The 13,097-nt window shown below is 41.0% G+C and carries 10 protein-coding genes; 1 reads left to right on the forward strand and 9 read right to left on the reverse strand.

Annotated features, from left to right (window positions below; genetic code table 11):
* Nucleotides 1–34: 34 nt before the first annotated feature.
* From CDG77_RS17830 to CDG77_RS17870, 9 genes are all read right to left on the reverse strand, one after another.
* Nucleotides 35–397: a hypothetical protein gene (locus CDG77_RS17830; RefSeq protein WP_094330683.1), complete on the reverse strand. Its 363-nt coding sequence runs from the start codon at nucleotides 395–397 to the stop codon at nucleotides 35–37.
* Complete coding sequence (locus CDG77_RS36595; RefSeq protein WP_190233996.1) at nucleotides 394–564, reverse strand: hypothetical protein; 171 nt, start codon at nucleotides 562–564, stop codon at nucleotides 394–396. Before CDG77_RS36595 ends, CDG77_RS17830 begins: the two co-directional genes overlap by 4 nt.
* Nucleotides 565–640: 76 nt before the next feature.
* Nucleotides 641–1,111, reverse strand: a complete 471-nt coding sequence (locus tag CDG77_RS17840) for a hypothetical protein (protein ID WP_094330685.1) — start codon at nucleotides 1,109–1,111, stop codon at nucleotides 641–643.
* A gap of 245 nt (nucleotides 1,112–1,356) precedes the next feature.
* Nucleotides 1,357–3,237, reverse strand: a complete 1,881-nt coding sequence (locus tag CDG77_RS17845; protein WP_094330686.1) for an NB-ARC domain-containing protein — start codon at nucleotides 3,235–3,237, stop codon at nucleotides 1,357–1,359.
* A gap of 301 nt (nucleotides 3,238–3,538) precedes the next feature.
* Nucleotides 3,539–5,728 carry a hypothetical protein gene (locus CDG77_RS17850; protein ID WP_094330687.1) on the reverse strand — a complete coding sequence of 730 codons (2,190 nt, stop codon included), beginning with the start codon at nucleotides 5,726–5,728 and terminating at the stop codon, nucleotides 3,539–3,541.
* Nucleotides 5,725–6,240, reverse strand: a complete 516-nt coding sequence (locus CDG77_RS17855) for a phospholipase D-like domain-containing protein (RefSeq protein WP_094330688.1) — start codon at nucleotides 6,238–6,240, stop codon at nucleotides 5,725–5,727. Before CDG77_RS17855 ends, CDG77_RS17850 begins: the two co-directional genes overlap by 4 nt.
* Before the next feature lie 10 nt (nucleotides 6,241–6,250).
* Nucleotides 6,251–9,637 carry a helicase-related protein gene (locus CDG77_RS17860; protein WP_190233997.1) on the reverse strand — a complete coding sequence of 1,129 codons (3,387 nt, stop codon included), beginning with the start codon at nucleotides 9,635–9,637 and terminating at the stop codon, nucleotides 6,251–6,253.
* Nucleotides 9,531–11,210 carry a DEAD/DEAH box helicase gene (locus tag CDG77_RS17865; RefSeq protein WP_094330690.1) on the reverse strand — a complete coding sequence of 560 codons (1,680 nt, stop codon included), beginning with the start codon at nucleotides 11,208–11,210 and terminating at the stop codon, nucleotides 9,531–9,533. The genes CDG77_RS17860 and CDG77_RS17865 overlap by 107 nt, the downstream gene beginning before the upstream one ends.
* A gap of 420 nt (nucleotides 11,211–11,630) precedes the next feature.
* Nucleotides 11,631–11,885 carry a hypothetical protein gene (locus CDG77_RS17870; RefSeq protein WP_223269854.1) on the reverse strand — a complete coding sequence of 85 codons (255 nt, stop codon included), beginning with the start codon at nucleotides 11,883–11,885 and terminating at the stop codon, nucleotides 11,631–11,633.
* Nucleotides 11,886–11,998: 113 nt separating this feature from the next.
* On the opposite strand from CDG77_RS17870, the gene CDG77_RS17875 reads away from it, so the two are divergent.
* On the forward strand, nucleotides 11,999–13,096 hold the full coding sequence (locus tag CDG77_RS17875) for a DNA sulfur modification protein DndB (RefSeq protein WP_094330692.1): 1,098 nt from the start codon (nucleotides 11,999–12,001) through the stop codon (nucleotides 13,094–13,096).
* Nucleotide 13,097 lies beyond the last annotated feature (1 nt).

Genomic DNA, 13,097 nt, shown 5'->3' on the forward strand with positions numbered 1-13,097 from the left:
ACTGGCTATACTACTCTGCAAAGCAATTCATCTATTACTCCTTTATAATACACCGTATTCCTAAAAGAGTCGCACCCAAATCATTTAGGCGACTGGTTAGAATTTTATTTGGTCTATCTTCACCAAAAAATGCTTGGTAAGCTGTTCTTCCCCATTCAGCTAATTTGATTAAATATTGATGGCACAAATCCGCGTCTAATGCGAGGCTTTTTTCTTTATTAACAGTTATTCTTAAAGCATCAAAACAATCTAAAATTTCTTCTGTCAGCACTTCCAAAACTTTATTATCAGGTTTAGGAAAGCTCCACCGACCAATTGAGTAGTAATCTTTATCGATGATAATTTCTAAGCAAGAACTAGTCAAATTTACACCAACTGGACTGCCAATTCCTCTCATTGCGCCTCACCGTCCTGCTTAACAATATTCAGTGCAAAACGCAAATTGTGAACAGGTTCTATCCCGTCCTCAAAGTATACTTGAACTAACACTGAGCGACTTTCCATTTCAGCAGGGACAGTCAGCGTAAACCAACCTAAATAATCTCCCGTAGCTGTGCGTGTCATAAGTATTGAATCACCAGGAATAACCTGCAATCCGGACGTGACAATAAAAACACGTAAATCATCAAAAGTTAAATCTTCAGCCACCTCCATTAATCGATTCTCGTACCATACGGGAGGAGGGAGGAGTACGGCGCAGGCTAACGCGAAACCTTACTGTGCTTCCTGGGGATACTGGGTCGTCAATTTCTTGACCTATAGGTTCCACAACCGCATAGCCCTGTCCCTGCACAGGTCGGTAAGGACGCGCCATTGGATCGGCAAATAATACATAAGCCAGCCAGTCTAAGGATTCTGGTACAACAGTTTTAGCCAATCTGCGAGCCGTTTGGAACGCCACACCCAAAGTTTGCCCTGCCCAAATGCTGTTATAAAAAGCACTAACAAAAGCTGCTTCCTCAAGGGTAGTTTTTAATAATGAGTGCGATCGCTCGACCCAAGTATTAGATAAAGACTGTGAGTTGTAGTCAACGTCATCCGCGAATAGCAGGCGTGGTTGATAGCTATCGATGTGATAATTGAAAGTACAAGCAGAGATATAATTCTCCAAGTAGTACGCACTTGGAGAATTATATCTGGTTGGGGAACGGGACGCGATCGGGCAGCAATGAGTGGGCGTAGTTCTGTTGGCTCAAACGCAGTAACGGGAGCAATGCGATTTTGTGAGGTACAAAAGATAGGTAACATAAATTACCTAAATTTTTAGCGCTCGCTACTTAGAAAAGGCAAAAACAAGGAACTTGGACCTCGGTTTATTGGGAATAAGCCCTGGTAATTGAGATATAAAATCCGATCTCACATTTTCGCATTGCTCCCCGCAGTAACTTCCACTTCAGTTTCGAGGGTAGTTTTGTAGGTGTCACCGCAGTAAAATTCTGCCTTAATTTTGGTTATGCCAGGACGGAGGGCAGTAAGATTGAAGCTTGCTATTTGGGTTATGTTAGCGGTGTCTGAATCAAGAGGTAAGCTTGTGGTATTGTTGCTGTTAAATTGAAAACCAGGAGCATTGATGAATATGTTCAATTCATCACCAACAGTTTCAATCTCTGATACTTCAAGTACGTAAGCCTTGCTATCATTGATATTAGTTGGGCTAAGACAAACAACAACTTCTGACTCCCCACCTATTGGAAGTATGTCTGGTACTATTTTGAGTAGAGCGTTAAAGTATAAAGTTGTCGCTCGACGAAAATTAAATTTCGTGTTGGCAAATGCCTGTTTAAGTTCAATGCCTTGAGGTAAATCCTCTAGTTTATCTCGTAAAAATTTCTGTACCAGTGAATGCAGGCGATAAGTTGATTCATTTATACGTTCAAGTAAATGCAAAGCTATTAAATTACCCCTAACATCTTCAAGTTCATCTGGAGAAAAACCCTCATTTTGTAAATAAATATACCTTCGTATCACCTCTTCTACTTCTGACCAAAAAATGGGGCTAAGAGCAAACATACTCAGCAGACAACCCAGTTGCTGAGTTTGGTTATCTAATTCTTTCCAACTCAACTCTAAAGATGCCGCAATACCTAACTCTGCGGTTATTTCTGCTTTTGGTTGGTTGAGAGATACGTGGTTTAATCCTTTTTCCTCTAACCTTCGTAACATTTGTGCTAAGGATAAATCTGGTCGCCGCGCCAGATAACACCCTACTAACTCTAAACCTAAAGGCAAATATCCCAGCCATTCACACAACTGATTTGCTACAGCTAATTCTCTTTCTACTCGTTCTGGTGTTTCTTTTAACAATGATTTTAATAACTCCAGCGCCGCCTCTGGTTGCAGTACATCCAAGGATAATTTTGCTATGAGTCCCAACTGCTGGCGTGTGGTAATCAGTACTTTAAACTGGGAAGAAAAAGTTGGTAAGTAAGGCTTGACTTCCCGGTAATCAGTAACATAATCCAGCACTAGCAGCACCTCACCCTCACGCCAACGCCGCCAGCAGTATTGTACTTGGACGGGTAAATCTAAATCTTCTGGTGGGTTTAAATCAAGATGCGTTCTGGCAAACTGGACAATTTGCACGCCTACATCTCCAAATTTTGGCAGCAGCCAGCAAATTCCACCTTTATAAGTTTCGCGGTGCGTGATTGCATATTGCAAAGCAAGTTCCGTTTTCCCCACACCACCCATACCGATAATAGCAACAATTGCTACCTGGTTATTTTGCAGCAAAAGTTGGTGGAGGGTTTGCAGTTCATTCTCACGTCCGATAAATTGCACCACTCCACTTAAGGGAATATTCTCGTAGTATGTGTGGGTGAGTTTGGCTTTTCTTTCATTACGCTGGAAACCTAGTAATTTTTCTCTACAACGTTGCCATTCTTCATCAAATTTCTTTAAATTCCCGTCTTTGTTGCCTTTGTCATCCCAAAACGTCAGGCGAAAGTGCCAGTCTGCCGAACCTGAACCTAGCTTGTGTTCGCGCAAATCTTCAAGAATGCCCAAAAAATCAACAAGTCGATTTAGTGCTTCTCGGACTTGTTCTTTGGTTAAACCGCTAAGTTCCGCCAGAACTTGTAGCTGTGTCCTCACAACTACTTGCTTTGAGGTTTCCCAGCTAAGGGCTATTTTGAAACGTTCACGGTTTTCTAACTCGTCATTGGCATAAGCTAAAAACCTTTCTAACAGCAGCCTTACCCTCGCTTTGACACCATCACCATAGCTAACACGCGCCATCAGTCACTCTTGCTCAAATTTGGGACAAAGTTTGGAAATTTTTCAACCTTAATTTAGCATCCCCAAACTCATAGGCCAACAAAATATCAGTGAGTTACCTAGAAAGTTATTGTGCAGGTTCGTTATCCTTGTCTCTCTATATAGATTTGAGCCTTTTTTCTCGTTACTTTCCGTCTAAGTCTCACTAACTTCCTTAACTAAGCTAGCCAGTATTTTGTGGGTAGTCTAGTATCCTTTGCCCACTTCTGATACCCAAACTTCAACTTTTTGTTGAATTTCTTTGAGTGTATAATAAGCCATTTTATTGCTGCACCTTATTAAGAATTGCACGAACTACACCACTTTTACCTCGACAAGCTATAAAAAATATATCACCTGTTAAAGTGCCATCTTTTTTTAAGTCAGATACAATTTGACTTAAATCATGACCCATATATCCAGTAATTACTGCAATTAAATTACAGTTACTTATTTGTGACTGTACATTACTGCGACTTATAGATGCCTCACTTGAAGGCGCAACCTCAACACAATTTTGTAAACCGTAATTTTCGCACAATTCACGGATGACCTCTCGTCGAGTTGCTTGGTGGCCACCAACTAACGCAAGATGTATGGATGCCAAGTTTTGAGTTCTTAATACTATGTTTTCATCTGAAGCTACTTGTACCTCCAGCTTAGTAGCCTCAGCACGACGTTGTTGGCGATACTCAACAAGCTCATTTGCTGAATCCGAGTTAAGACAGAGTAATGCACGTTTTAAATCTTCAAAAAAAGGCGCTTCGACTTCTTCTTGACGTAATGCGTTATCTATTTCAGCAATAGCTAAACCAAAGTAGTCATTTACTAAACTTTGACGTAAAGTGGGTTGCAAATTGATATATACTTCCAGTCCTTCAAGTAATTCAAAATACTGGAGAGCGCTGATTTTTTGTTGGATTGCAAAATTTCTTAAAATATCTAGTTCTTTGTTTAAATCTTCCCACTTTCCTACATTAGCAAGCCAGTCTAGCCAGTCAGCATAAGCATTGATCATTCCTGATGTGTTCTGTAACTGCTTCCACAAATCTAATCTGTCTTTTAATATTTCTTCTGCCTCTAATAAATCCCGCAGATGTACTCCAGCAAAACTTACACATGACTCATAATAACTAACTTTATCTTCATCAGAAATATCACCAAAACCATCAAGATTAGCAACTCTAGCCATTAAAGCGCGGTCTGACAATGTTAATTGTTCATCAGCTGTTTCTAGCAGTATTTGATATACCTCCCCTGCTTTGACTGGATCGCCAACTGTAGCCCATAATTTTGCTAAAGGTAGCAGAATTTGAACTCTACGTTCACCCCCTTGCCATGCTTTTTCTAGGAATTCACTAGCTTGTGTTTTCTGCCCTAAGTTATAAAGAGCAGCACCACGCAATCCTGCCAGTGCTGGTGACAGTTCAGAAATTACACTTGGTAATAATTCAATTACTTCTTGGAAACGTTGAATATTTAAAAGTAGTTCTGCATAACGTTGTTGCAACTCTTCTGTCTTTTCGGTAATTGATTGATATATTTGTAAAGCATATTCAGGATTATCAATTGATACGTAAGAATCAGCTAAAGCAAGTAGTACATTAATAGCTTTGGGATATTTATCTTTGAGTTTCTCAAGTTGGGAAATACGTTCACCTGGTTCAATTTCTAATAACTGCGTCAATTGTTCGTTGAGTGTAGCTCCTTCTATTGTTGGTAGGGGTTCTTGAGAGATTAAGGACAAATGCAACAGTTTTCGTACTCTGTTGGCTTGGCGTAACCGCTCTAATTCGGGTAAGAATTCTTGTGCTAATGCTTGAACAGAACGTAATAATTCTTGTTCTTTTGTTTGTTGATAATGCTGGAGATAAGCAGTTACCAACTGCTCTACCAACCTTCCAGAAACAGGTAAAGCAAGAATACTATTATATTTAACTTGACAAAGTTTTATTAATTGCTCATGCTGTTCTGTCTTGGCGTAAAGTGCAATTAATGTTCGGAGAGCATTGCTATCATTAAAATCAGCTTGCCGAAGTAGATGATCTTCAACTTCAATGAGCCGTCCAGCAGAAATTTTTTGTTCGAGGGTATTTTGATTAATTTCTTGTACTGAACTTGTAGAATTTACATGATCGTTATTTAATTTTTTGATGGCTTTACGAAATAGAATTTGCCATGATTTAAAGTCTTTTAAAGTTGCTTCTTTTGTGACAACACTAGCATTGTTTGAAACCTTGATACGGGCTTCTATTTTTTGCATTACGCTATCAAGGCTGTTGACTGTGGAAGTAACATAAAAAAAGTGGGTATAATCGTCATGATATGATGATCTTGGATTAGTAACTTTAAATTCAGCTTGCCTGAGTTCCCGATGAATTTCTACTGCTTGAGTTTGCCCATTACACCGCAAACGCAATCCAACTTGGTCAGCGTTTCCCAATTTTGCCTCAATTTGATATCCAAACGTCATGACAGTAGTAATCCTTGTTCAAAATGCTGTACACATATATTCCGTAATTCAGCAATACTCCGTTCGTCATGATTGTATGTGAAGAGTTCAAAATTTTGATTAACTCCCCCATCAGTTAAATTTAGTGAACCGTTAATAGCACCGTAACGACCAACGTATGCTTTGGTATGGAGTTTGGAAAGTACCCTTACCTGAATGCGATCGCTCTTGTTGCTGAGTTGTCTCAATAAAGGATGATATTCTTTATCACTACCTACTGTGATGTACACTTTACCCCCATTGGCGGCCATTTGATGCAGAATGTCAAACAGGTGTAATGCTTCTTGTTTTGTCTCTACAATTTCCCCAAAAGAGACATAGTAGGGTTTTTTTAAACGTAAATTTGTTACCCAAGGTGAGACAATCCAAAACTCGTAACTGCCCTCTAATTGTGATGCTAAAATCTCATTGAGCAGAAAGTTGTAAATCATTGCCTGACCACTGGGTTGCAATTGAGTTGATTGCTTTGCCACTGGCGGAACCTCACTTGATAGGACGAACTGTTACTTGAATGACAGGTACTTCGTTTGGTCTTAAATCGTTAGGGTAGATGGTTTGAATATCAGTAATCATTGGGTAAACCATACCGATATCTGTGTCGATGCCTGCGTCCGTCAAGTAGCTAATTGTGGCACAGAGGGACGCAAGATTATTGCTTCTTACCCGTAAATAAATCGTTTGACAGCCATTTTCCAGCAAGGAACTCATTCTGTCACAGATGCTAGCACCGCTTACAGTGCCATCTAATTCTAGGGTTTGAGGAGTGCGAACCTGATTCAACCATTCCGTCAGTAAAGGACGGTTCAGCAGATGACGGCTTAAACCTGGTGATTCGATGTCGCCACTGCGGTCGTCTAAGCAACTAGAGCAGTTGCAGCGACAATTTAAAAGCATCCGGCGTTCTACCCCTGCTTCAAATGCTTTACGTGCTTCAGGTAACGAAGCACCATATTCGGCTTCGTAAATTTCAAGTAAACGTGTTAACTCTGGATAGGGCGGTGGTTGTTTGTCACGCCTAGCTTTAACTACTTTGCGGTAAAGTAGCGCCGATGCTTCAGTAAATGTAGGGTCACGTCCTAGCTGTTCAGCACACGAGGGAAGAAACTCGTGGTTAATTTCCCGAAAAATACGCCAGTTAACCAAAGGTGTATCACCTAGTTGTTGAGTGTAGTCGGGAATAAAAACCCGTAGTAAAGCTTTGAGTTGAGTTTGGCGCATAGGTATACCTAGTTGTTGCCGTACCTGTGCCATTAACTCTTCTATTTTCTTTTGGCGATCGCTAGATTTACCTGCTGCTATAATTTGATCTGCTCTAGTTCTACATCCTTCTAACCAAGACTCAGGTTGTGCTAATAAATGACGCAAAAATGCTTCCTCTTGGGCAGTGGTACAGCGAGTCATTTTGTTAGCGAGGGTTGTCCAGAATTTATCGGCATGGTTGCGTAGCAAGTCATGGGTTGCCCGCATTACACCAATGCCTCCCATACCAATTTCGTACAACCAAATCCGATCAGCAGCAGTTCCCTCAAAGTCAGCGTGTAACTCAGTCCAGGCTGCAACGTAATTCAGTGCCTCAACACCTGCAACTTCTTGTGCTAGAGACTTTAAAGCTAGAGTCAGACTATATTGAAAGCTGTCCCGTAAGTATTGCTGATAGTGCAATCCACCACTATGAATTTCAGCATATAGGTTCAAAAATATTGATAAGTAATCATTGTCACTCTTTATTAATTGGTAAACAGCTTGTTGATTTTTACTGGACAATTGCTGTATCTCGTTAATTGCATCTGCTAGGCAGATGTCAAACTGACTGTGACCACGGGTAAACCAATCACGTAGCCCTTCAGGTGTTCCTCCCTCTCCACCACACCATGTATCTGCTATAGTCAGCAGCACATTAACAAGATATTCAGCAGCAAAGTAGTTTGCCTGATATTCAACCGTGAGAACACTAACAAAGGCATGGTGGATGGCATGGTAACACAGATTTTTCTGTGTCGAAGCAGAAAATTGGAGCTTTGTTAGCAAATCGGGATTGAGGTCAAAACAAATTCCCTCCGTCAATATCTGGTATCCTAAAGCACAGTTGCTTAGACTCTCCTCGTTTGCTGTAAAACCCACGACTCCACGAATTTCTTCAGCTGGTGAATTGTGGAATTTAATCGTGTATTCACTTCCCAAAATAATTCGCTGCACATCTAACAAATTAAGATTTGCAGTTTCGTCACTGTGAAAAACAACTCGTTGTATTAATTCTTGCCCTAATGGATCGCAGGTAAGTGAAGGATGACCAGGCTTAAGGGTATATGCGGGCGTGGGAGTATCACCTCGGACAGGGCGAATTGCTACCGCACTGATAGCGTTAGCTGAACAGGAGTGGGCTAATGATTGTCTATCTTGTGCTGCATTTTCAGATGTACGGCTTTCAGATAACTCTCCTGTGTCTGGGTTACACCACCAAAATGATGAGTTATAGTCTCGACTAAACTGCTTGGGCTTAATTGCAGTAGGACGATACAAATCTAAAGAGTTGGTACTTTTTTTAGTAATGTCAACTTTCTTTAGCGCCCGCGTCGGCAGGTTAACTGTGTAGGGAAAAGAGCGAATCCGGTCAAATGTATAGTACTGATTAATGGCTATTCTGGCAGGTTCTCCATCAGAAATTTTTGGTGGTATCCAAGTTGAACCCTCGCCACCGCGAAATGTTACATTACCTGGGATTGTTTCGCTCACCGCCAAACTGATACTTTCAGAGTTAGGTTTCTTATTCGGGTTGTTATTATCGGGACGGTAGTCAACTTGCACCTCTGGCAAATTAATGTCAGAGAATAAATTTTCTGGTAAGTGCTTGTATAACAAATCTCTGGTTTTGACTCGCTGCTTGTTTTCGCGCTCAAACTGAGGATTTACTCCTTTCATTAAGCCTTCGTAGAAAATTTGACACAAAAATCCTTCTGACTCATCGTCAAATACTTGTTTGATAGCATCATCTGGTATCGCAAAAGTTTGTTTGAGATAATCTTTAAATTCCAACAACACTCCGAAATCGACACTTTGCTCCATTAAATACTCGTACCCCTGCCGAGATAAATTATCGAGTTCGAGGTCGATTCCTGCACAACTTGCCCGATAAGTTAACCAGTCAAAGAAAGCGTAAAACCCATGAATTCTTTGCAGGTATCGGTTTTGGGAATTGAGAGGAAGTTTTTGGAAAGTAGGGTCTGTAAGTATATGTTCGTTACGAAACAAAAATAAGTCAGTAGATTTATAGGGGCTGAGTACTGTAACTACAATCGGTCGTGTGCCAACTTTCCGCCCTCCCCGACCTTTACGCTGTACAAAACTAGCGACATTTGCAGGTGCTGTGTATTGTAAAACACACATTAATGCTTCGTCATCGTAACCGACTTCTAATGCAGTTGTTGTAATTATTAAGTCATCATCAGGCTCGATAGTAATTGAGCGATCGCTCCCCGTTTTCCGTTTAATATTTAGAGATTCTTGACGTGCTTTATCTTTCTGGCTGAGTACCCACCAGCACTCTCCTGCTTGGAAGTATGGACAATTTAAATCTGGGCTACCACTGTTATGGCAATTACAGTTACAACTAAAATTGGAACCAAAGAAGTTAGGAAAAAGTAGCCGATTAAATGGTGGATATCGATACGCATATAGTGGAATGTACTTTATTTCCCTTTGAACAAAAGGTGTTCTTTGCGTCTTATATCTTTCTCTTACTCTACGTTGTTCTGGTTTGATTTTCTCAGCATCTTCCATCTGGTATAACCAGCGACCTGCAATGTCTAAAGACTGGACAAAGCCAAATGTTCGGTAGCGCTTTAGGTCTGAACCTGTCGATGGTTGTGGCATTGTGTGCAGTACGCACATTGCTGTTTGAATTATGAATTAAAGTTGAAATTACAGCAGTATCTTCGTTATCCTCAGCCCGGACAAATACATAGCGTTCGGCACCAATCGTCTGCATTTCATTATCTTGAGGGTATACCCGTTTAATGCGAGGAGCAGGTATACCAGATAACTCCGACAGAAATTCAATTGGCTCAGAAATAGTGGCACTTAATCCTACAAATGCCAAATTGCTTTGTTCGTTGCGATGCAGCTTACCCAAACGAATCCTTGCCATCAATCGTCGCAGCAGGAGTGCTACTTGAGTCCCAGCAGTTGAAGTTTGTAGGTGAATTTCATCTAACATCACTACCGTTGGCGCACAAAACTTATCATTACCAAACAGGTATTGATATTTTGTTGATAATAGCCGTTTATGAAGTGATTCTGTCGTGGCAATGAGCAAATCGGGTGGATGCTCTGCCATGACATCCCTAGAAAATTTTATGAAGGGATAACGCATATCACAGATAGGGCAAATTAAAGTTTTAGAATCTGTGGGACGGACAAGCAATTTTTGTTTATCTTTTTTGCAAGCTTTGCCATCTGTTCCAACGCAGTAAGCAAAAGGGGACATATAACCTGTATAATCTTCGTTAAAATTCCAGCCCCGCTTGGAGTTTTTCTGTTTACGTTCGTCAGTTATTTCTTGGAAATCTCGTATTTGGTAAACTGCTGCGCCACTTTCTACCCCAATCGTCAATTTTGGCAGATTGTCTTTTTCCAGGACTTGATTGAGATAAAATAATACTTCAATAAAATCAGTAAGTTGATTTTCAGACAGCGCAACCCGTGGGTAAATGCAAATGGCTTTAACCCCTTCCCGCCCGCGCAAGCAACGTTCCAGCACCATTTTAGCGAGTACGGGTAAAAAGAAAGCGTAGGTTTTACCTGCTCCTGTGCTAGCAGTAACTACAACACCTTTTTCAATACCTTCTTCTGCTTCTAACTCGATTGCTTCAAGGATTCTTTCTAAAGTTCGTTTTTGGAAGCCACTCATCTGACGTAGCTTCGGTAAATAGGTGTCAATTACTTCTAAAAGTAGGTTTGCTGTTCGCTGTTGCTCTGTATCACCACTAAGTAAAGCTGTCATGCAGGTTTGTACTGCAATATTCCTTCGAGGTACGCGACGAGAAGCGACACTAAATTTAATATCTGCCACTAAACGCTTGCTATTGCTGATGCGGTGCGCTGCTTTGAGGTTGTTTTCTCGAACAATTCTTTGACGGAGTTTTGATAGCAACCTTACAGTTTCTGCTATTCGACTGCGGAAAATCCACTCATCAGGAGACTCTAGTTGGTTAAACCGGATAATTTGCAAATCATTTGCAAGTTCTTTTAAAGCCTTTCTGAGTGCTTCTGTTTTTTCTTGAGCAGTTAATACGATGTCTTCGGAGGGTTTGAAGTTATCAATTACTTCAACTCCTGCCATTGTTACATCGTAAATGCCATAGGCAACTTGTTCTGCTTCGCGTTGTTCAATAAACGTCAGAACTTCATCAGCCAGTCGTTTAATCGTGTCAGAGTCTAAGCTCATGGTTTTTGGACTGTAAGGTAGATGAACCTAGTAAGCCAGAATTGGCTAATTTCCCATCAGATGACAACGCTTTAGCTAGCGTCAAATTTTTTTCTGTCCATATTTTTTGAACAGGCTACCCTGCATTGTTCAGGAAGCTCATCATGTAGTAAACCTTGTCGATGGGGGTTTTACCAATCTCCAATCAATCGGCTTAATGCCACATTTATGATGTTTTGTATGGTTAGGGTATCGTTAGTTTGGTGAAGAGCAAACAATTACTCAAACGAATATCTGATTGTGTACGACTGGGCATAAATTTTATTTGGAATCCTTGCTTAGTAAGGTAATGGTTTTATGATCGCTGTATATCTGAATCCCAGCATAAATACACATACACTGTTTTTGCTACCATGTATGCTTGTATGCAAGTTTACCTGATTACCTGTCCTCACTTTTTCTCCGGCCCATATTTGAACGGGCTATCTTGCGTTGCTCAAGAAGTTCATCATGTAGCAAATTGTGCTGCTCAGAGTCTTGCCAATCCCTAATCAATCGCTTTAGTGCCACGTTAACCATGTCTTGTAGGCTTGGGGCATTACTAATTTGATGAGGAGCAAGCGATTGCTCGAACGAGTGCTTAATTTGGTACAACTGGGCATAAATTTCATCTGGAATCCGTGCTTGATAAGGCAATGGTTTCAATACCGCTATATAACTGACCCCAGCATAAATACATACAACTAATTTCTGCTACCATGTATGCTTGTATGCAAGCTTACCCACAATGAAAATTAACTAGAAAAATAATGTTTGAACTGGTTATAAAAGGCGTTCCCGTACAGCGTGGTTCTCTGGGTGAACAAATAAGTTATGTTGCCAGTATTACTTTTGCTGATGTTGTCCGACTGTTAAATGACGGTCATCTTTATATCCCAAACATTGCGGAGTTGCCAGACTTTGCTCAACGTAAACTTAACCAGACGCGAGTTAAGGCGATCGCTCGGTATATTCTGGAGACTTATCAAAATGGAACTACGTTTTTCCCGCCGATTTGCGTTAACGTTCAGCCATCGCCAACTTACAGAGATGGCAATATCTACCTTCCTTACCATTCGGTTAGTTTGCGTTTAACCGACGGTCAGCATCGATGCTATGGTATTCGCCAAGCATTGCAAGACATACAGGCACAAGAGTCGGAGTATGCCATTATCCTTTCACAATTAGAAATTGGCGTGTTGATATATGCAGGACTGTCATTAGAAGAGGAACGCCAAGCTTTCCGCGACCAAAATCTATTAGTCCAAAGACCAAGTGTGTCGCTATCCCATGCCTTTGATAAGCGATCGCCCACGGTTTTAATCGCCAAGGACTTGATCTGCCGAGTTCCTCAGTTTCGTGACAATGTGGAGACGGTGGAAAACGGCTTAGGTAAGCACAATCCCAAGTTACTGACCTTATCAACCTTAGTCACCGCTACTCAACGCATGTTCCCCAATTTAAAATCTCAAACCGATTTGGAACCTCTGATTGATTGGGCGACAACATTCTGGGCAGCAACCGCAAGCATTATCCCTAACGATCCTTGGAGGATTATGAATAAACAGGAACGTGCTACCCAAAGACAGGAGTTACTAGCAGTCAGTGCTGTTGTTTTTCAAGCCTTGGGTATGTTAGCTCATGATTTGTTAGTAGAAAGAGTTCCAGCAGAAGATTTGGTTAAGTGGTTGAGTGGACTGCAACAAATAGACTGGCAGCGCAACTCCCAATTGTGGCGAGAACGAGGAGTAACCCAAGTTGGTGCAAGTGGAGAACCAATCATTTCCAACACAAAGACAAATGTTGATGCTTGCCATCGGGTTTTGCGTGAATTTGTCGGTATTATTTCGATGAGCAATGTATCGTGAA

The organism is Nostoc sp. 'Peltigera membranacea cyanobiont' 213, assembly GCF_002245975.1.
In the GTDB taxonomy this organism is placed as follows: Bacteria; Cyanobacteriota; Cyanobacteriia; order Cyanobacteriales; family Nostocaceae; genus Nostoc.